17 protein-coding genes are annotated in these 20,627 nt (G+C 35.1%); 15 read left to right on the plus strand and 2 right to left on the minus strand.

Translation table 11 applies throughout. The annotated features are described in order from the left end of the window. The first annotated feature begins 22 nt into the window (after window positions 1–22). The 11 genes from recA (at window position 23) to K9V48_RS09685 (ending at window position 13,799) form a co-directional block, all read left to right on the plus strand. Window positions 23–1,063: a recombinase RecA gene (recA, locus tag K9V48_RS09635; RefSeq protein WP_224138699.1), complete on the plus strand. Its 1,041-nt coding sequence runs from the start codon at window positions 23–25 to the stop codon at window positions 1,061–1,063. Window positions 1,064–1,786: 723 nt separating this feature from the next. Beyond that, window positions 1,787–3,349, plus strand: a complete 1,563-nt coding sequence (gene rny / locus K9V48_RS09640) for a ribonuclease Y (RefSeq protein WP_224138701.1) — start codon at window positions 1,787–1,789, stop codon at window positions 3,347–3,349. A gap of 134 nt (window positions 3,350–3,483) precedes the next feature. Further along, window positions 3,484–4,278, plus strand: coding sequence for a 2',3'-cyclic-nucleotide 2'-phosphodiesterase (gene ymdB, locus K9V48_RS09645; RefSeq protein WP_111614912.1), 795 nt, complete (start codon window positions 3,484–3,486; stop codon window positions 4,276–4,278). Window positions 4,279–4,523: 245 nt separating this feature from the next. Beyond that, window positions 4,524–4,784 carry a stage V sporulation protein SpoVS gene (spoVS, locus tag K9V48_RS09650; RefSeq protein ID WP_111614911.1) on the plus strand — a complete coding sequence of 87 codons (261 nt, stop codon included), beginning with the start codon at window positions 4,524–4,526 and terminating at the stop codon, window positions 4,782–4,784. Window positions 4,785–5,008: 224 nt separating this feature from the next. Beyond that, on the plus strand, window positions 5,009–5,932 hold the full coding sequence (locus K9V48_RS09655; RefSeq protein WP_224138703.1) for a dipeptidase: 924 nt from the start codon (window positions 5,009–5,011) through the stop codon (window positions 5,930–5,932). 467 nt (window positions 5,933–6,399) lie between these two features. After that, window positions 6,400–8,136, plus strand: a complete 1,737-nt coding sequence (locus K9V48_RS09660; protein WP_224138705.1) for a 2-oxoacid:acceptor oxidoreductase subunit alpha — start codon at window positions 6,400–6,402, stop codon at window positions 8,134–8,136. 1 nt (window position 8,137) lies between these two features. Next, entirely contained in the window at window positions 8,138–9,007 is an 870-nt protein-coding gene (locus tag K9V48_RS09665) for a 2-oxoacid:ferredoxin oxidoreductase subunit beta (RefSeq protein ID WP_224138707.1), read from the plus strand. A 325-nt stretch (window positions 9,008–9,332) separates the two neighbouring features. Then, window positions 9,333–9,437 (plus strand): IS3 family transposase, encoded by a 105-nt coding sequence (locus K9V48_RS29670; RefSeq protein ID WP_224138789.1) that lies wholly within the window; start codon window positions 9,333–9,335, stop codon window positions 9,435–9,437. Window positions 9,438–9,993: 556 nt separating this feature from the next. Then, window positions 9,994–11,484: an alkaline phosphatase family protein gene (locus tag K9V48_RS09675; protein WP_224138708.1), complete on the plus strand. Its 1,491-nt coding sequence runs from the start codon at window positions 9,994–9,996 to the stop codon at window positions 11,482–11,484. Window positions 11,485–11,614: 130 nt separating this feature from the next. Then, on the plus strand, window positions 11,615–11,791 hold the full coding sequence (locus tag K9V48_RS09680) for a hypothetical protein (protein ID WP_224138709.1): 177 nt from the start codon (window positions 11,615–11,617) through the stop codon (window positions 11,789–11,791). Between the two features lie 1,075 nt (window positions 11,792–12,866). Next, a complete protein-coding gene (locus K9V48_RS09685; protein WP_224138710.1) occupies window positions 12,867–13,799 on the plus strand; it encodes an alpha/beta hydrolase in 933 nt (310 codons plus the stop codon). Between the two features lie 206 nt (window positions 13,800–14,005). Here K9V48_RS09685 and K9V48_RS09690 read toward each other — a convergent pair whose 3' ends face one another. Then, window positions 14,006–14,719: an endonuclease/exonuclease/phosphatase family protein gene (locus K9V48_RS09690; protein ID WP_224138712.1), complete on the minus strand. Its 714-nt coding sequence runs from the start codon at window positions 14,717–14,719 to the stop codon at window positions 14,006–14,008. A 98-nt stretch (window positions 14,720–14,817) separates the two neighbouring features. Beyond that, complete coding sequence (locus K9V48_RS09695; protein ID WP_224138714.1) at window positions 14,818–15,333, minus strand: undecaprenyl-diphosphatase; 516 nt, start codon at window positions 15,331–15,333, stop codon at window positions 14,818–14,820. 271 nt (window positions 15,334–15,604) lie between these two features. Here K9V48_RS09695 and K9V48_RS09700 point away from each other — a divergent pair, with 271 nt between their 5' ends. The 4 genes from K9V48_RS09700 to K9V48_RS09715 all read left to right on the plus strand — a co-directional run bounded on the left by K9V48_RS09700 (window position 15,605) and on the right by K9V48_RS09715 (window position 19,839). Beyond that, window positions 15,605–15,817 carry a hypothetical protein gene (locus K9V48_RS09700; protein ID WP_224138716.1) on the plus strand — a complete coding sequence of 71 codons (213 nt, stop codon included), beginning with the start codon at window positions 15,605–15,607 and terminating at the stop codon, window positions 15,815–15,817. A 217-nt stretch (window positions 15,818–16,034) separates the two neighbouring features. Next, the gene (locus tag K9V48_RS09705) at window positions 16,035–16,250 is read left to right on the plus strand and encodes a hypothetical protein (RefSeq protein ID WP_224138718.1); all 216 of its coding nucleotides are present in this window, start codon (window positions 16,035–16,037) and stop codon (window positions 16,248–16,250) included. A 369-nt stretch (window positions 16,251–16,619) separates the two neighbouring features. Continuing rightward, window positions 16,620–18,776, plus strand: coding sequence for a type IA DNA topoisomerase (locus K9V48_RS09710; RefSeq protein ID WP_224138719.1), 2,157 nt, complete (start codon window positions 16,620–16,622; stop codon window positions 18,774–18,776). A 232-nt stretch (window positions 18,777–19,008) separates the two neighbouring features. Further along, complete coding sequence (locus K9V48_RS09715) at window positions 19,009–19,839, plus strand: GerAB/ArcD/ProY family transporter (protein WP_263432782.1); 831 nt, start codon at window positions 19,009–19,011, stop codon at window positions 19,837–19,839. The last annotated feature ends 788 nt before the right edge of the window (window positions 19,840–20,627 follow it).

Consider the following 20,627-nt stretch of genomic DNA (forward strand, 5'->3'; position numbering starts at 1 on the left):
TTCAATAAAAGGAGGAAATTTTGTGAGCGATCGTCAAGCTGCCTTAGATATGGCGTTAAAACAAATAGAGAAGCAATTCGGTAAAGGTTCCATAATGAAATTGGGGGAACAAACAGATAGAAAGATTTTAACATCTCCAAGTGGTTCCCTTGCTCTTGATGCTGCGTTAGGAGTAGGTGGATATCCACGTGGTAGAATTATAGAAATATACGGTCCTGAAAGCTCAGGTAAAACAACTGTTGCCCTTCATGCAATTGCGGAAGTACAGCAACAAGGAGGTCAAGCTGCTTTTATCGATGCGGAGCACGCACTTGATCCTGTGTATGCACAAAAGCTAGGCGTAAATATCGATGAATTATTATTATCACAACCTGACACGGGTGAGCAGGCACTTGAAATTGCTGAGGCTCTTGTTCGAAGTGGAGCTATTGATATCCTTGTTATTGACTCAGTAGCTGCTTTAGTACCGAAGGCGGAAATTGAAGGGGAGATGGGTGATTCTCACGTTGGGCTTCAAGCTCGTTTAATGTCACAAGCATTACGTAAGCTGTCAGGTGCGATTAATAAATCAAAAACAATTGCCATTTTCATCAACCAAATTCGTGAGAAGATTGGTATTATGTTCGGTAATCCTGAAACAACACCAGGTGGACGTGCGTTAAAATTCTATTCGTCTGTTCGTTTAGAGGTTCGTCGTGCAGAAACTCTAAAGCAAGGAAATGACATGGTCGGTAACAAGACAAAAATTAAAGTTGTCAAAAATAAAGTTGCACCACCGTTCAAAGTAGCTGAAGTAGACATTATGTACGGTGAAGGGATCTCTAAAGAGGGTGAGATTATCGATTTAGGCTCAGACATTGATATTGTGCAAAAAAGTGGATCATGGTATTCGTATAATGAAGAGCGTTTAGGCCAAGGTCGAGAAAATGCGAAACAATACCTAAAAGAAAATCCAGAAATTCGTTTAGAGATTCAAGAGAAAATCCGTAAGCACTATGGCTTGGATGAAGAAGTCATTGCTCCAGATGAAGATCAAGAAGAACTAAATTTATTAAAGGATTAAAAAGAGAGGGCAATTGCCCTCTCTTTTAATCTTCATAAATACATAGCTAGTTTTCCCATTCTAAACCCCCTCCCTCAAGGTTTGGGAGAAACTAAGGGAGGTAAGTGAAGCAAACTATCCGTAAGATTAAGGTTATTTCCGCTATCAGTCTGTGAAAATAAAGAAAACTCGCTGAAGGAAATCACAATTTAGAACAGGTTAAAGAACAGTAAATCCCACAGGTATGGCAATTTCGCATTATATATGAAAATAGTTTTCTTATCATTTCTAATGTAAGAGCTAGAAGATCATCACGAAAAATAGTTAGAATGGGTATAAATAGATCGTATATTTGGATATAATAATTATTATTTTCATTATCGATTTAAATAATGTGACATATTTCTACAAAAACTGCATTATTTTTATCAGAATGTAAAGGGTATTGTATCTTTTTATTTGGTAAAGTGCCTATAATCGTGATAACGACAGGCTTGACAAGAAAATTTCACACATTTACAATTAGGATGTATATTTTACAATTTTGTAAAATGATGATTGAAGCATTTTGAAAGCAATAATGTTGGTACTTGAAACTGTCTTCCTAAATAAATCCTTTTAAGACTATAAGTTCAACATGAAAACTAAGCTTTGTGCTGTATGTTGACAACTTATACTTGAACAATGTACATGCCGACACTTTAATCTAGAAAAAACAAGTTCATAGCAAGAGGAGGTGTATTGATGGACACCGTATCAATTATTATCTCCATTTTGCTTGGCCTAATCGTCGGTGCAGTTGTTGGCTATTTTGTTCGTAAATCCATTGCCGAAGCGAAAATTGCTGGCGCTAATCATGCAGCGGAACAGATCCTTGAAGAAGCAAAGCGCGATGCTGAAGCATCGAAAAAAGAAGCGCTTCTTGAAGCAAAGGATGAAATTCACCAGTTGCGAACAGAAGCAGAGCAGGAAGTTCGTGAGAGACGAAATGAACTTCTGAAACAAGAAAATCGCTTATTACAAAAGGAAGAGAATCTTGATCGTAAGGATGATTCTTTAGAAAAACGTGAAGTTATGCTAGAGAAAAAGGAAGATTCTCTGAATGAAAGACAACAGCATATTGAAGAGATGGAAAGCAAAGTGGACGAGATGGTGCGTAAACAGCAAACAGAGCTTGAACGCATATCTAGCCTGACACGAGATGAAGCAAAGTCAATCATACTTGAGAAGGTTGAAAAAGAGCTCACACATGATACCGCGATTATGATAAAAGAAAGCGAAAATCGTGCGAAGGAAGAAGCCGACAAGAAGGCTAAAGAAATTCTGTCACTTGCTATTCAACGCTGTGCAGCAGATCATGTAGCTGAAACTACAGTTTCTGTTGTTAACCTTCCGAATGATGAAATGAAGGGGCGCATTATTGGACGTGAGGGACGAAATATTCGTACTTTGGAAACATTAACGGGTATTGATCTAATCATTGATGATACACCTGAAGCAGTTATTTTATCAGGTTTTGATCCAATTCGTAGAGAAACTGCAAGAATTGCGCTTGACAAGCTTGTTCAGGACGGTCGGATTCATCCGGCACGTATTGAAGAGATGGTTGAGAAGTCACGCCGAGAAGTCGATGAGTATATCCGAGAAACAGGAGAACAGACGACGTTTGAGGTTGGTATTCATGGTCTACACCCTGACTTAATTAAAATTTTAGGTCGTCTGAAATTCAGAACTAGTTACGGTCAAAATGTATTGAAGCATTCTACAGAGGTTGCTTACTTAGCAGGACTAATGGCAGCTGAGCTTGGAGAAGACGTGTTATTAGCTAAACGAGCAGGGTTATTGCATGATATTGGTAAAGCAATTGATCATGAAGTTGAAGGAAGTCACGTTGAAATTGGTGTTGAGCTCGGAACGAAGTATAAAGAGCACCCAGTTGTTATCAACAGTATTGCTTCACATCATGGAGACACTGAACCAACGTCAGTCATTGCTGTTATTGTTGCAGCAGCAGATGCATTATCAGCTGCAAGACCTGGTGCACGTAGTGAAACACTTGAAAATTACATTCGCCGCCTAGAGAAGCTCGAGGAGATCTCAGAATCTTATGAAGGTGTTGAGAAGTCGTTTGCCATTCAAGCAGGTCGTGAAGTACGAATCATGGTTAAACCTGATAGTATAGACGATTTACAAGCACATCGCTTGGCAAGAGACATCCGAAAGAGAATTGAAGAGGAACTCGATTATCCTGGTCATATTAAAGTAACTGTTATTCGTGAAACAAGAGCAGTTGAATATGCAAAATAAAGTGGTGCAGAAATGCGCCACTTTATTTTTTGTGAGATTTATGCAAAACTATATAGAAGAAATATAAAACCTATTGTGAAATGGTTTTATAAAGGTCAAGTTAAAAGATTATGTAAAATAGAGGGGCTTCAATTATGAAAATTTTGTTCGTCGGAGATGTATTTGGTTCATCAGGTCGAGATATGGTGAAAGAGTATTTACCAAAGTTAAAAACAAAATATAATCCACATGTTGTCATTATAAATGGAGAAAATGCGGCACATGGTAAAGGAATTACTGAGAAAATTTATCAACAATTTATTGAAAGTGGCGCACATGTCATAACGATGGGGAATCATACGTGGGATAACCGTGAAATTTTTGATTTTGTTGATCGTGCTCACAAAATGATCCGTCCAGCTAATTTCCCTGAAGGTAATCCAGGTAAGGGGATGACTTTTGTTCAAGTCGGGGGAAAAGAGGTAGCGGTTATTAATTTACAAGGTCGAGTTTTTCTTCCACCATCAGATTGTCCTTTTAAGAAAGCTGATGAACTAGTAGCAGAGGCGAAAAAACGGACACCGATTATTTTTGTTGATTTTCACGCAGAGGCAACGAGTGAAAAGCAAGCAATGGGATGGTACTTAGACGGGAAAGTATCCGCAGTTGTTGGGACACATACACATGTCCAAACGGCAGACGAACACATTTTACATGAAGGAACTGCCTATATTACTGATGTCGGTATGACAGGACCTTACGATGGCATATTAGGTGTAAATCGAGAAATGATTTTGAAACGATTTTTGACAAATTTACCTGTTCGATTTGATGTCGCAGAAGGACGCACACAATTAAGTGCTGTTGTTGTAGAAATTGATGATAAATCAGGAAAATCAAAGAAAATTGAGAGAGTTTTAATTAACGATGATCATATGTTTTTTGAATAAAAACATATTGTAATAATATTTTGTTATTTCGATTAAATGACAAAATAGTCTGAATAAGTATAGAATTTTTAGAAAAGATGTGCGAACAAGCAGGAATACTTTCCATTTCTAGTGAATATAGTATCATTGGATGATGAGCTAATACTGTTTAAAATGGGAAAGAGGGGATCCCTTTTAAACAAAATATGCCTATGATGTTCTAATGAACACTCAAGAATTCATTGAAAAATAAGGGGGAACTAGAAATGGATATATTAAAAGTTTCAGCAAAGTCTAATCCTAATTCAGTCGCTGGTGCATTAGCTGGTGTCTTAAGAGAGCGAGGAAATGCTGAGATCCAAGCAATTGGTGCTGGAGCACTTAATCAAGCTGTTAAGGCTGTAGCGATTGCTAGGGGCTTTGTAGCGCCAAGCGGCGTAGATTTAATTTGTATACCTGCGTTTACTGATATTCAAATAGATGGCGAGGAGCGTACAGCGATTAAATTAATCGTTGAGCCACGATAATTGATACATTTAGAAATGAAAATCATATTTTAGTAAAAGGGTTTGACTCAAACGTTGAGTCAAACCCTTGTTTCGTCATTGATGGAAAGGGGATGGAATACACCTACTGTGTTGATCCATCTAAACCAGTTTGAAAAAAGACAAGTCTAGGTAAAGAAAATGGTGTTGAAGGAACAGAAGAGAAGATATAAGAATGTAGAGTTTTGAAGGGAGTAAATTGAAAAATGAGGGTGTTTGATGCGCATTGTGATATGCTTTACAAGCTTTGGAGAGATCCAAGTATTGATGTCTATGAAGATCCAAGCCTCCATGTGTCAATATCAAAATTGAAAGCAATGAACAAGCCAATTCAATGTTTTGCTATTTTTGTACCTAATGATGTTCCGTTTGTAAATAGACTAGCAGTCGCACATGCGCAAATAAATCTATTTTATCAGAAGGTTTTAAAAAAATATCCAGAAGTAAAATTAATAAAAACGAAATCAGATTTACTGAACTTAGCTAAAAACGAAATCGGTGCAATCTTAACTCTTGAAGGCTGTGATGCCATCGGGGATCAGCTTGAACATTTAGAGATCCTTTATCAGTTAGGAGTTCGCTCGGTTGGGCTAACATGGAATTTTGCAAATCTTGTTGCAGATGGCGCACATGAAAAACGAAATGGTGGACTGACAAACTTCGGGAGGGAGGTCGTACACTATTTAAATGATCAAAGACTATGGACGGATTTATCCCATGCAAGTGAAAGAAGCTTTTGGGAGGCTCTTGATCTAGCTGAATATCCAATTGCTTCACATTCCAATGCACATAAGCTATGTGCTCATGTCCGTAATTTAAAGGATGAACAAATTGTTGCATTATTTAAGAAAAAAGGAATAATTGGTGTAACATTTGTCCCTTTTTTTACTACAAATAGTCAAGGACCTAAAATGTCTGATGTTTTAAAACATGTTGATTATCTTTGCGCTCTAGGTGGGGAAAATAATATCGGATTTGGTTCAGATTTTGACGGAATTGATGAAACGATACCGGGTCTTAACGAGTATTCATGTTACTACGACTTTGTTAATCAACTTTTAAATTATTACCCCCAAAGAGTAGTTAAAAAGTTTGTCTACCAAAATTTTATTGATCATCTTTCCTACTGATTCAGAGGAATTACGTTCATCAATTCATTTATAAAAGGGAATAAAAAAAAGTTGGGATAAACTCTTGTTTTTTTATTCCTTTCAGTCTAAAATTGAAGGCGTTTAGGGAATAAAAAACATTTTAATTCCTTAAATTAATTTTCAATTCTTATTCATTGGTCAAGATATCAACAACATGATTAAATGAAATTGGTATTAATAGACTTTGAGAAGAATAGAAATAAAAATCAAAAGATTATTAAAACATTGCTAGGTAATAGTAATTATTTTATCCCGCATTATTGGGTCGTAATCACCCCAACTCTCTTTTCGTGAATCATGGCAGCGAAGAAGGGGGATCCGCCCTTTTAAAAGCGAATGTAAGACTTGCTAGCACATTAGGATGGGATAAAGATAACCATCACTGACGGAATTGTCGCTTTATTAAATTGAAAATTATTTTGTATTTATTCAAAGGGGTGTTACACATGATAAGTCAACTTTCTTGGAAGGTTGGGGGACAGCAAGGAGAAGGTATTGAAAGTACAGGTGAGGTTTTCTCTATCGCCTTAAACCGACTTGGCTATTATTTATACGGTTATCGCCACTTTTCGTCACGAATCAAAGGTGGTCACACAAACAATAAAATTCGTGTTAGCACAACACAAATTCGGTCAATTTCAGACGATCTTGATATATTAGTAGCTTTTGACCAAGAGACAATCGATGTGAATGTCCACGAGCTACGTAGTGGGGGGATTGTACTCGCTGATGCAAAATTCAATCCAACGATTTCCACTGAATCAAATGTAACACTTTATCCTGTTCCATTTACTGAAATTGCAACTGAATTAGGTACTTCCTTAATGAAAAATATGGTTGCGATTGGTGCAACAAGTGCCATTCTTAATTTAGATCCAGCACTGTATCACGAAGTTGTAAATGATACATATGGGCGTAAAGGTGAAAAGATTGTTTTGAAGAACTTGGAAGCGATTTCAGCAGGGGCGAATTATTTAAAAAATGAGTTAGGCTTTGATCGTCAAGATATGTATCTTGATAAAGTCGATGCACAAAAACGGATGTTCATGATTGGGAATGATGCGATTGCATTAGGTGCACTCGCTGGAGGCTCACGATTTATGGCTGCATATCCAATTACACCAGCATCTGAAATTATGGAATACTTAATCGAGAAACTGCCTAAATTCGGTGGTGCCGTTATCCAAACAGAAGATGAAATTGCTGCCTGTACAATGGCAATCGGTGCAAACTATGCAGGTGCACGTACATTTACAGCTTCTGCTGGTCCTGGGCTATCGTTGATGATGGAAGCAATTGGTCTATCTGGAATGACGGAACAACCTCTTGTTATCGTTGACACACAACGCGGAGGCCCCAGCACAGGATTACCGACAAAACAAGAGCAATCAGATTTAATGGCAATGATCTATGGTACCCATGGTGAAATTCCAAAAGTCGTGATGGCTCCAAGCACAGTTCAAGAAGCGTTCTATGATACTATTGAGGCATTTAATCTAGCTGAGGAATATCAATGTCCTGTTGTTCTATTAACAGACTTACAGCTTTCGCTAGGAAAACAAACCGTTGAACCTTTAGATTATAGTAAAATCGAAATTCGCCGTGGTAAGCTTCAAACAGAAGAATTACCAGAGCTTGAGAATAAAGGATATTTTAAACGTTATGAAGTAACAGAAGATGGAATATCACCACGTGTTATTCCTGGAATGAAAAATGGAATACACCATGTTACAGGTGTAGAGCATGATGAAATAGGGAGACCATCAGAAGCATCAGGGAATCGTCTTGAACAAATGGACAAACGTTTAAGAAAATTGAGCAATATTCAATTTAAAAACCCCATTCATAAAAATATGCAACATGAAAATCCTGATGTACTACTTGTAGGTTACAGTTCAACAAGAGGTACGATTGAAGAAGCAATGGAACGATTAGAAGCAGAAGGAATAAAGGTAAACCATGCACAAATTCGTCTTATTCATCCATTCCCAACTGCAGAGATGCAACCACTAGTCGATGCGGCTAAAAAGGTCATTGTCGTTGAAAACAATGCAACAGGGCAACTTGCGAATCTATTAAAGATGAATATTGGGCATGCAAAAAAGATTTCATCTTTATTAAAATATGATGGCAATCCTTTCCTACCTTATGAAATTCATACGAAAAGCAAGGAGTTGATCTAACATGGCAACTACGTTCAAAGATTTCCGAAATAATGTAAAGCCAAACTGGTGTCCCGGCTGTGGTGATTTCTCTGTTCAAGCTGCAATCCAACGTGCGGCAGCAAATGTAGGATTAGAACCAGATCAGCTGGCTGTTGTAGCAGGTATTGGCTGTTCTGGCCGGATAGCAGGCTACATTAATTCCTATGGTTTCCACGGTATCCACGGTCGTTCTTTGCCAATCGCACAAGGTGTGAAAATGGCAAACCGCGATTTAACCGTGATTGCGTCAGGTGGAGATGGCGACGGCTTTGCAATCGGAATGGGCCATACTATCCATGCGATTCGTCGTAACATCGACATCACGTATATCGTCATGGATAATCAAATTTATGGTTTAACAAAAGGGCAAACGTCACCTCGGAGTGAGGCAGGTTTTGTGACAAAAAGTACACCGAATGGTTCAATTGAATCTTCATTATCGGTAATGGAGATGGCGTTAACAGCTGGAGCAACATTTGTCGCACAAAGTTTTTCAACAGATCTTAAAGAGTTGACGGCATTAATTGAAGCAGGAATTGATCATAAAGGCTTCTCATTTATCAATGTATTTAGTCCATGTGTTACATATAACAAGGTAAATACATATGATTGGTTTAAAGAAAACTTAACCAAGCTAGGCAATGTAGAAGGTTATGATGCAAACAGTAGAGAGATGGCAATGCAAACACTGATGGAGCATAATGGCTTAGTCACTGGGTTAATTTATCAAAATACCGAGAAAAAATCATACCAAGAATCGATCAATGGCTACAGCGAAACGCCGCTATCAGCAGCTGAATTATCAATTGATGAAGAAGAGTTTACTAAATTAGTACAAGAATTTATGTAATAGAAACGTAGACACGTAGGACTGATGGTAAATCATTAGTCCTTTTTGTCGTTTTAAAGAAAATATTATTTTCAAGAAGAATCATAGGTTGGCAGATAATAAAAGTATGACAAAAGAGATTGTGATTATTGCCTTAAAATAATTAATAGGAAGGCAACCTCCAAAAGAAGGGGTAGTTTTCCTTCAGATAGAGGAAGTCAGTATGTAGCAAATGATTATCGGGAGATCCTAAGAAATTAAGAATCACCACAAGCATGGGTAGAAAAGGTAACTATTATGACACCGTATGTATTAAATACTTTCATAGTTTAATCAAGAAGAATAAATCTTTTGCGAAAAATATCAAACTTGTGGGCAAGCGAAAAACAGCATTTTTGAATACATTGTAATGCTCTTTAATTACAATAGAATTCATTCATCAAACAATTAAATGGTATCAAGTAAAGGGAGATGTGGCTGAAGCAATTCCATTTAATGTGGAAAAATTTAACTATCCTCATTGTTATAATATAGGTAAAGGCATGGATCCGTATACCGCCTATTTAACCGTCGAATCTTGGGAAATTAATGAAATGTTTTAAAAAGTAAACATTGAAATTGAATTTTTTATTCAATCGATTTGTTCTAATCTGAAAAAAGGGTTTATTGAGCATAAATTGAGTTCATTCTGATAGTTTTGTTATAAAGTATCAATTCTCTGTTCAATTTCAGAAATAAGTGATTTCAAGTATTCAATGTGCTGCCAAGATTGGTGAATGAAAAAGCGTTGATGTAAATTTAGCGTACCAAAACTCCTTTATCATTTGCTTTTTGGCAGCCATTCTTCCATAGATTCTTGTTTCTACATCGGTATCATCTACATATTCCCATCTATACCTTTAATCCCGATTATATTTTGTTCGTTTTATTTGATAAAATAATGGGAAAAATAAGGAAAGGAATCATACTTCTCCTGGATTTGATGATTATTAACAATAAATGAAGGAATGAGTATAGTGAGAGGACGAGTTACTATAGAACAATCAGAAAAGAAACATATTATCATGCTATGCGTTGATACATTAATGAATATAACTTTACAGGAAGCACTTAGAAATGGAAAAGCTCCTGCATTTCAGTTTTTTATTGATAATGGTTATCACATTCCAAACGTTGTAAGTCCATTTCCAACAATGTCCGTCAATGTCGATAGTACATTGTTAACAGGTGTTTATAGTGACCAACATAAAGTCCCGGGGTTAGTTTGGTTTAACAAAAAAGAAAATCGAATTATTGATTATGGTGGTCATGTTAGAGAGCTCATAAAATTAGGGTTAAAACAGGCAATGGAAGATATTTTTTACAATTTAAATCATAACCATTTAAGTAAAAAACATAAGACGATTCATGAAATCCTGATGGTTCAAGATATTCAAACAGCATCCATTAATACTTTATTATATAGGGGAAATCAATCTGTACAAATAACATTTCCTTTTTTGATGTCATTGGTTACAGGAATGAGAAGGAAAATATTCGCGTATGCGCCAAGTGTATTTTCATACGGGGCTATGACGAAATTGAATCCATCAAAAAGGAACTCCTTTTTTTGGCAGAGATATGGGTTTAATGACAAATTTACAGCAAAAGAAGTGAAATATCTCATCGAACGGGATCTGCTTCCTGCATTCACAATTGCTTACTTTCCTAATTTAGATCAACGCATACATAAAAAAGGGAGGATGGATAGTAAAGGAATTGAAAAAGTAGATAAGCAACTTCAAACGATCCTCAACACGTATCGTTCATGGGAAGAAGCATTAACGAATAATATATGGATTATTCTAGGTGATAATGGCCAAGCATGGATTGATAATAATCGTAACCTTGCATTGATAGATCTTAGAAAACTGTTGCATTCGTATCAAATTCCGAAATTAAAAGATGGCGTTACCTCTTCAGCTCAAGTGATTCTTTGTGTGAATGAAAGAATGTCTTTTATTTATTCACTGGATTCTAAGACTGTACCTCTAGAAGAAATTGCAAAAATTTTGCAAAAAGATGAAAGAATTGATGTCATCGCTTGGAAAAAGGGAAATTCTGTTAATGTAATTTCCGGCATTCAAGATGGACAATTAATTTTTCACCCTGAAGGAGATTTGAATGATGAATATGGACAATCTTGGTATATAGAAGGGGAACTAGAACTATTAGGCCTTTCAATAAATGAAAATACAGTCAGTTATGGAGCTTATCCAGATGCATTGGCAAGACTTTATACGACGTTTTTTTCACATGAAGGGGATTATCTAGTTGTTAGTGCCAAACCGGGATATGAGTTTATTGGCGAAGGGTCTCCTACGCATGTTGGTGGTGCTAGTCACGGAGGATTACATGAACAAGATTCACTTGTTTCAATGATTGTAACCGGAACAGATACAAAACCGAAAAATTTACGTATTTTAGATTTAAAAGACTGGATTCTTTCTTTAATTTAAGGGGGAAATCGGCCCAGTTTTTAACACATCACGTAAAACAAAGGTATTAAAAATTACCATCACAATTTCTGTAGAATTAATACACAATATGATTGTCTCCAAAAAAAATACGAAATAGGGGGTAATCAGAATGAACAATTTAAATACGCTTTTTTCATTTATAAGTGGAAGAAGAAATCAACGCTTCTTTAACATGTTTAGAAAGAGAAGAACGAATAACGGAAGCATGATACTTTGGTCATTACTTGGTTTAACGACACTTGGAGTGATCGGAAGCCGTAATCTAAGATGGGTACAACAAATCTAAGACGGGTACAACAGCATTCGAAATAATACGAGTAGACCATTACAAAATCAAGTGAATTTTGCTAGTGAATTTACTGAAGAACTAACGCCTAAAATGTTTAATAAAAACAATAATAGTCAATAAGCATTCTTTTTCAATGGGGGCTATCTAAAAAGAGGTTAGTCCCTATTCTCTTTATCCCTAAGCAAAAAGTATTACTATATAGTATCTCTATTCATTCTAATTGTTTTTTCTTTCATGATATTTGAATTCTACATTTTGTCTTTAGCTCAAGAAGCAATCAAACAAGCTGCTACTGAAATCGCACTTGCTCAAACAGCAGTTAGTCAAGTGCAAAGCGCATTTTTAACATAAAAATCAGAATGAACATACTTAATTTCCCCATCATAAATGTTGTAGGAAAATATAGCTACGAAAAGGTCGAAGAAATTGTTGATTACAAATGAATTGGCGTAAGTAAGATTATCCTTAAAGCAGAAAATAAAAAAACGCTACATTTAAGCAACGTTTTACTCTGACGAAGGATTAGTTATTCCTATCAGTATAAAGAATATCACAAAACCAAAAATTAAGAATCCTTTAATTACATTTTCTACTATAACATCATACATTGGTATCTCATCCCGTTTTTCTCAAACTCTTCTTGTAGTGCTTTGGCTACTTGATTATGTCCATTTCCAATAGAAGCAGAAAAAATTAATGTATTACAATTAATCAATATTTTTTCCTCACTTTCTAAATAATGAATAATTAATAAGCTATAATCAACGGATAATCGGCCATTTAATGTTTCATAAAGTATAGTATTAGGATATTGTTTGAGAAAAATTCTATAAAAGAAGAATTCTTTTTCAAGTTACGTTCATCTTCTATAGGGCACCTCCAGCATTTTCCTTTTATCTATACGACAGATGTTGGCATTTTTTGTACATTCGCATATAGCTCCACTGTATGTCTTAAGGACTAGGCATTTGTTCCATTTTTTTAGTGAAAATCACTAATGGGGGTAAGGTAAGGTTATGGTGCAAAAATCATTAGATGATACCAATAAATTACTGAGACATAGGAGTGGAGTATGAAACAAGTCATTGAAGACATTCGAAACGACCAGCATTTGCTTTTTACATACGATTCACGTCCCATGACTGAAAATATGAAACGTTACAACGAGTTTTACAATCTCCCAACAGATAATGTAATGTACCGTTATGGATTTGAACAAGTTGCTCATGAATGGCTGTTTATCCAATCTTTTCGTCCCTTACAGGCAAAAGCAGATATTCTCCTTCTCCACGGTTATTATGATCATGCTGGAGTGTTAAGTGCTGTCATTCGCTTTTTGGTTCAACAAGGGTTTCATGTGTTGATATTTGATTTACCAGGACATGGATTGTCAACAGGAGAACGGGCAGTCGTTTCGGAGTTTTCTCTTTATGCAGAAAGTATTCGAGAAGTCGTGCACAGACACCTGTCCTCAAGCTCTCTTCCCGTCTATATCGTGGCTCACAGTACCGGAGCTGCTGCGGCAGTCGATTATATACTGAACAATCATAAAGCGTCTCAGATTCGAAAAGCAGTTCTCATCTGTCCACTTATTCGGTCTTATCGCTGGAATGCAATCACCATCGGGATAAAGCCATTAAAGGTGTTTACCCGGCAATTGAGAAGGGTTTTTCGAAACAATTCATCAGATTCAAAGTTTTTGCGTTTCGTGAAGCAGGATCCATTGCAGTATGATAAAATCCCTCTCAGTTGGCTAGAAGCATTGATGAAATGGAATGAATCCATCAAGGAAGGAACCCCTAGTCCTGTCCCTGTTCTCATCCTCCAGGGAAAAAAGGACACAACGGTGGATTGGCGATATAATGTTGTTTTCTTACTGAAGAAGTTTTCAAATATAGATGTTGAACTTATAGAGAACGGAAAACATCATTTATTAAATGAAGAAGAGCTTATAAGAGATAAGGTGTTTTCTTCTATCCATCGTTATTTAACAAGTTATGAGTAAACGAGAACTCTCCTTTGGTTTTATGAAGCAAGGCGATACGCAGCATACTACTAAATTATGCGGAAAGGTTGAGAGGTTGGGCGCCTTTTAGGTACCCAACTTCTTTTTTGTTAAAATTAGTCTAATGCTTTATAGTAAATTAGAGAGGTCTGACACTAATGCAGAGTCAGACTATTTTCATTTGATTCTGGTCATTCTTTCCTTTTTCAACAGCGAGATAATGTCGTTTTTAACGGCAAATGATCAGAAGCTATTGGCATATTTGTTAAAACTTCTGCCTCAACAACCTGAAGGTTACGACTGACAAATATGTAATCCAACCTCATTCTTGGATGAAGCGATGGATAAGTGTAGCCCGGTCCCATTTCCGCAAAATGCCAAGCGTCTTGTAACTCATTTGTTATTTTTCTAAATCCTCTTGATCTCGGTTTCATATTCCAATCTCCCATTATCATAATAGGATGGTGATACATATGAAGATGATTTGCGATAAAATCTGTTTGTTTCCGATGAAGAAAGGGATTAAGACTTAAATGAGTAACCATTATTTGATATAACTGATTGTTTATTTCAATTGTTGCATCGAGCAATGACCTTCCTTCAATTAATCCGGAAATATAATTAAATGAATGGCTCTTTTTTGTTACAATCGGATACCGAGATAAAAGGGCATTTCCATATTGCCGTATCGTTGTTGAATTTTTAGATTTTATAGAGAGAGATGGACTGAAAGCGTGCTCTATATTCAATTGTTTTGCAAGCCAACCAATTTGATTTTCATAGAGACTTCGCTTAGAAAAATGTTTATCAACTTCGTTAAGACCAATTATATCAGCATCACTTTTTTCAATTACTTCAGCGATTCTATAGAGATCAACTTGTTTATCAATCCCCTTGCCATGATGAATGTTAAACGTCATTATTCTGATTTCTAAATTCCAATCTCCTCTATTATGCTAAGTTTATTTACGAAATCATTGTTGCTATGTACATTGAGAAAAATAAATTTATGCCCTTTTTATAGACGAACAAAAGAACGAAATAAACGTGAAGTTTTGTCAATCACGAGACTCGTCAAGGTGCCAATAAAAGAACTTCCAATAATATCAGAAGGATAATGATGCCCTACCCATATACGTGACAACCCCGTCAACACAGACAATCCTAACATGATTGACCCAAGAAAACGTTCGCGAAGAAAAATAGAAGTAGATACAGCAAACACAAGTAAAGTGTGTTTACTAGGAAAAGAAGAATCCGTCTTCGAAGGAATAAGTATGCCGATACGCCGTTTCATAAACGGACGAGGCTTAAAATAAAACAATTTAATTAAATTGTTAATTAATAAAGTAAATACTGTTGAATTGATTGCATTTAAAACCACTTTTTTACCAGAATCGTTTCGGAACCACATTAATCCTAAAACAAAAATAAAAACATAGCGAACTTTGTTTGAAATCAATATCATCAACATATCCATAAGAGAAAAATGACCCGCAAGCCGATTGATAGCCCTAAAAATTTTAAAATTCATGAAAGTTGTCTCCTTCATTTTTTGATATCTTTAATGTTCCCTCCTGAACAAAAAAGCATGTAGTTTCTATAGAAGTCATTTTGCCAATTTCTATAAGCCTTTTTTGAATGAAATTTGTCAGTGTCTTGAATCTTTGATTGTTTATATGTAAAAAAGATCATCAATATCATTTGGATATAATCAAAATATTTGGAAGTTTTTTTCAATTATAAAAGTATAAGGCTAGGTCAATATATAGAGGTAATTTAAAAATTAAAAAGGAGAGATACTCATGACACAACAACAAATTGACGTAAATCAATTAAATCAAGCGAAAGCAAATGTAACTCTTACACAAAATTTACTAAATCAAGCAATTGAGAAATCAACTTCAGACACAGCTTTAGCTCAAGAAGCAATCAAACAAGCTGCTACAGAAATCGCACTTGCTCAAACAGCAGTTAGTCAAGTGCAAAGCGCGTTTTTAGCACAAAAATCTGAATAAAGAAACTATATTTCCCTTCAAATATGTTGTAGGGAAATATAGCTACGAAAGGTCGAAGAGATTATTGATTACAAATGAATTGGTGTAAGTAAGATTATCATCTAATGATCCTAATAAAATCAGATTCTAATAAAAAGTAGGAGAGGCATTTGCCCCTCCTTTTGTGCTTTATTTTAACCCTATCCAATCTTAACCGTAGGTAAAAGGGGAGATACGAGTGACTCAATATCAACAACAAATTGACGCAAACCAATTAAATCAAGCGAAAGCGAATGTGACTCTATCGCAAAATTTACTACTTCAAGCAATTGAAAAATCATTTTCAGACCCAATTTTAGCTCAAGAAGCAATCAAACAAGCTGCTGTTGAAATTGCAGAAGCTCAATCAGCCGTTAGTCAAGTGCGAAGTGTAATTTATAACGAAAACATCTGAATGAACATATTTAATTTCCCCTGTGACTTCAAGTGTTGCAGGGATTTTTTCTTTTTAACAAGAAGTTAAAAGAAACTATTAGTTAAAAGTTTAAAACATGGAATATGAATTAGCTACTTTGTATAGTTATGTGAGCATCTTCAAAGAAAAGCCCATTTTACTTTTAAGTGAAAAAATCATAGATCCATGTTAAGATAAAGAGCTATTTTAGTTTTCAAAGAAATCCATGAATGATTCGGTCTATTGATAAAAAGTCCTTTTTGAAATATAAATTTATTTTACTTTATTTTTCTTCCTAACAAAAATAAAGTAAAATAAAGAAGTTTACAAGAAATATAATATCTATCAAAATGTAAGGTGATTAAAACAATGAAGTTAATTATTGCAGAAAAGCCATCTGTATCTAAAAATATTGCAGATGCACTGAAAATAAAAGCGCGACAAGACGGGTATTTTGAAGGAAATGGCTATGTGGTTACATGGGCGTTTGGTCATTTGCTTCAACTATACGATGCAAAAGATTATGATAACAAAATGTCTACATGGAAAATGGAGAACTTTCCATTTATCCCTAATACGTTTAAATATAAAGTCAAGGGTGACCCTAGAAACAGAGAAAAGCCAGACAGAGGTGCCCAAAAGCAATTAAAAATTATTCAAAGCTTGATGAAAAGAAATGATGTAGACGCTATCATTTCTGCTTGTGATTATGATCGAGAAGGTCAAGTAATTGGTGACAGTATTATTTATAACCTTGGGACAGATAAAGATGTTTATCGCCTTTTATTAAACGAATGGACACCAGCTGAGGTGATAAAAGGTTTAGAAAATATTAAGCTGAACTCAGAACTTAGACCACTGCAAGATGCGGGTGTTAGTCGCCAGTGGGCCGATTGGGCTATTGGCATAAACTTAACTTCTGTGGCTACTTTAAAATATCAAAAAGGCAAGGGGAAGGCCTTAAATATCGGCCGCGTACTATTACCAACGTTAAAAATTATCTATGATCGCGATAAAGAAATTGAGAACTTTGTTCCTGAACATTATTTTAAACTTCAAGCGACGTTTAAAACAAAAGATGAACAAGAATATGAAGGAACATATGTAGAGGGAAAAGAAGAGAAATTTAAAAATAAAGAAACTTTAGAAGCGATTCAGCAAGAATTATTAAATAAGTCAGCAATTATTTATGATAAGCAAGTACAGAAGAAAAACGAGTATCCTCCGTATTTATTTAACCTTTCTAATTTACAAGGATATATTACAAGTAAATATAAAGGCTGGACATCTGATAAAGTATTAAAAGTAGCTCAAACCTTGTATGAGAAAAAGTTTATTACATATCCACGTACGGCCAGTGTAGCCTTAGAAGAAAGTCTTGTCGGTAAAACAGCGAAGGTATTAGAGACTTTATCAGAAGACCTACCATATAAGGATGAAATCAAGTTTGTTAAGTCTAAAAGGATTTTTGATAACTCAAAAGTAGAAAGTCATAGTGCAATTGTTCCTACTTATATGAAACCTAAAAAGCTAACTATAGATGAAGAGCAAGTGTATCAGGCAATCAAAAACAGATTTATTATGCAGTTTATGCCTGTTGCGGAGTACGAGGAAACGAGAATTGCAACAAAAATTATGAATACAGACTTAAAAGGACTTTTTATATCAAAAGGAAAAGTGCAGCTTGTAGAAGGCTGGAAAAAAGTAGAGAAAGTTCAATCGAAAGATACCATTTTACCACTCGTTCAAGTTAACGAGCACGTAGATCTTGTAAAACATGAAATTACATCACATGTGACCAAGCCACCAAAGCAACATACAGAAAGAACGTTACTTAGAGTAATGGAGACATGTGGGAAAAATTATGATGGTGATGGTGAAAGTGAAGAAAACTTGAATGCAATCTTAAGCGGTTTTAGCATTGGTACTCCAGCTACACGTGCAGAAACAATTAAAAAGCTGAAGGATGTAGGCTATATCTCGATGCAAAATAAAAATTTGTTATGTACAGAACTTGGGAGAAAGCTTGTAGAAACATTTCCGATAAAAGATTTATTCAATTTAGAGTTTACAGGTCGCCTCGAAAAGGCATTGTCTGATATTGAAAAAAGAACCTTTAGTAAAAAAGAGTTTTTACAGTTAATCTTTGACTTTACTACAAAATCAGTTGAGACAATTAAGAATGAAAAAGAAATAACGATTAATGAGGTGGCGACTGAACATAAGACAAATGAAGTAATGGGGAAATGCCCTCTTTGCGGACATGCAGTGATAGAAGGGCAAAAAGGTTTTGGCTGCAGCAACTGGAAAAATGGCTGTAAATTCGTTATTTGGAAAAATGACAAGTTTCTAGCGACGATGAAGAAAAAACCTACAAAGACAATGGTCAAAGCACTATTGAAAAATGGTGTTGCACCGGTTAAAGGGTTAACTAGTAAAAAAGGGAATAAGTTCGATGCGCTCTTAAAGTACGAGAAAAATGCTGATAATGCCTATTTTAGTTGGAAAATGGAGTTTGAGAAGTAAGAAATTCGTCTAATGCTAAACAAGAAAGTTGATTTTCCGTATGATACAGAAAATCAACTTTCTTGTTTTTTATACTTTTCTAACATTTGGATTTGCAGCCTTAGGTTTTGTTTGGACATTTTATGAGAAGATGTATATTTTTTCCATCCACTACCAAATATAAACTATACAAGTAAATACAAATCATTTGTTAGAACGTTAATTCATTGTTAACAAAGGGAATGGAAAAAATATGCTTGAAAATGTGAAAATTAGCAGTCGCCAATTATTGATTTTCGTCATCATTCAAACCATCGGAGATTCTATTTTGGTTTTACCAGCAATTACTTCATATGAGACAAAACAAGATGCTTGGATTGTTGCTGTTATTAGTGTTGGAGTAGGCTCGTTAGTAGTGTTTCTGTATTCTTCATTAAGCAAGCTCTATCCTGAATTGTCGTTGATTGAATATAGCGAAAAAATCTTTGGTAAATGGCTAGGAATCACAATTGCATTGTTGTTTGTCATTTATACCTTTATCATTTGTACATTATATTTGAGGGAAGTCGGGGTTTTTATGACAACTCAAATTTTGCCGGAAACCCCTATCCAAGCAATTTTAATTCTGACCATGATTGTTGTATTATTTGCGTCTCGCCTCGGATTTGAACCACTAATTCGAAGTTCAGATTTGCTTTTTCCTTATGTCATACTGCTTTTATTACCGTTAATTATTTTTCTTTTGCCGGAATTTAAGTTTGCAAATATACAACCAGTATTTGAAGGCGGGTTTAAACCAATCATAAGGGGATCTTTTACATTCATTGCATTTCCCTTTCTTGAACTCGTCGAAATTCTGATGATACTTCCTTATGTAAATGAAAAAGAAACGATTGGAAAAAGTCTATATATCGGTGCATTATTAGGAGGTTTGGTATTAATTATTATTACGTCAGTGACAAATTTAGTATTTGGTGCTGATTTAATTTCAAGGCAAGTATATCCAAGTTTTATATTGGCTAAAAATGTAAATGTTGAAGATTTTTTTCGCGAATTGAAGCGACGCTTGCCTCTATATGGTTAATTACGATCTTCTTTAAAATCGCTTTTTATTTTTATGTAACGGTGCTAGGTCTTTCCTTATTATTAAAATTTCAAAATTATCGTCCTCTTATTTTTCCGCTAGGATTAAATGTATTGGTCCTTACTTTATTTATTTCTCCAAATATTACTTATTATAATAACATGCTTTCAAAAATGTGGTGACTTGTTGATTTTACATTTGGTTTATTTCTCCCGTTTTTATTACTAGTAGTTGGAAAATATCGCGTCAAAAAAATGTTTTAGGTTTGGTTTCGTGATTCGTTTGGGCTCATGGGGTAAATATAATGTGAGCGATTACTTTCTTAAATTACTGAAGCCCAAGCATCCCAAAATGAATTTACTACAGATTACCGGTATAAACCCACCTCTATTAAAATTTTAAGCGCTCGAGGACAATTAGAAGGGGATAGGCTGTCAATAAAAGGGTAATGTGCCCATCGGATATATCTTTCCCTCTATGTGATATAAATCCAAATCCACTACTTAACCCAATATTGGATCAAATCAACTATCATTGCTGGTAAGCTGCCCTTTTTAGAAGGTGCGAAAAGTTCGATTAAACTTAACATAAAAAGTACCTTTCCATAGTCTTAAAAATAATGAATCTTAGTTTTATATATTTTGATTTATAATGAAAAGTGTCATTAATTTAAAAATGTAGATTCACATTTTCTATTAAAGATGTGTTAAATTATGTACAATATGTATATATTATTGTTTTCTAAGGATAGAATCGATATACTATTAAGTTGTACGTTTCTATATTTA

It is taken from the genome of Metabacillus rhizolycopersici (assembly GCF_020075705.1).

What these genes read in the sequence shown, in the direction of transcription:
- K9V48_RS09690 (WP_224138712.1), bottom strand. Translation starts at nt 14,719, where the DNA reads ATGACGTTTAACATTCATCATGGCAAGGGGATTGATAAACAAGTTGAT.
- K9V48_RS09655 (WP_224138703.1), top strand. Translation starts at nt 5,009, where the DNA reads ATGAGGGTGTTTGATGCGCATTGTGATATGCTTTACAAGCTTTGGAGA.
- K9V48_RS09660 (WP_224138705.1), top strand. Translation starts at nt 6,400, where the DNA reads ATGATAAGTCAACTTTCTTGGAAGGTTGGGGGACAGCAAGGAGAAGGT.
- K9V48_RS09715 (WP_263432782.1), top strand. Translation starts at nt 19,009, where the DNA reads ATGCTTGAAAATGTGAAAATTAGCAGTCGCCAATTATTGATTTTCGTC.
- K9V48_RS09710 (WP_224138719.1), top strand. Translation starts at nt 16,620, where the DNA reads ATGAAGTTAATTATTGCAGAAAAGCCATCTGTATCTAAAAATATTGCA.
- spoVS (WP_111614911.1), top strand. Translation starts at nt 4,524, where the DNA reads ATGGATATATTAAAAGTTTCAGCAAAGTCTAATCCTAATTCAGTCGCT.
- rny (WP_224138701.1), top strand. Translation starts at nt 1,787, where the DNA reads ATGGACACCGTATCAATTATTATCTCCATTTTGCTTGGCCTAATCGTC.
- K9V48_RS09665 (WP_224138707.1), top strand. Translation starts at nt 8,138, where the DNA reads ATGGCAACTACGTTCAAAGATTTCCGAAATAATGTAAAGCCAAACTGG.
- ymdB (WP_111614912.1), top strand. Translation starts at nt 3,484, where the DNA reads ATGAAAATTTTGTTCGTCGGAGATGTATTTGGTTCATCAGGTCGAGAT.
- K9V48_RS09685 (WP_224138710.1), top strand. Translation starts at nt 12,867, where the DNA reads ATGAAACAAGTCATTGAAGACATTCGAAACGACCAGCATTTGCTTTTT.
- K9V48_RS09700 (WP_224138716.1), top strand. Translation starts at nt 15,605, where the DNA reads ATGACACAACAACAAATTGACGTAAATCAATTAAATCAAGCGAAAGCA.
- K9V48_RS09695 (WP_224138714.1), bottom strand. Translation starts at nt 15,333, where the DNA reads ATGAATTTTAAAATTTTTAGGGCTATCAATCGGCTTGCGGGTCATTTT.
- K9V48_RS09680 (WP_224138709.1), top strand. Translation starts at nt 11,615, where the DNA reads ATGAACAATTTAAATACGCTTTTTTCATTTATAAGTGGAAGAAGAAAT.
- K9V48_RS09675 (WP_224138708.1), top strand. Translation starts at nt 9,994, where the DNA reads ATGAGTATAGTGAGAGGACGAGTTACTATAGAACAATCAGAAAAGAAA.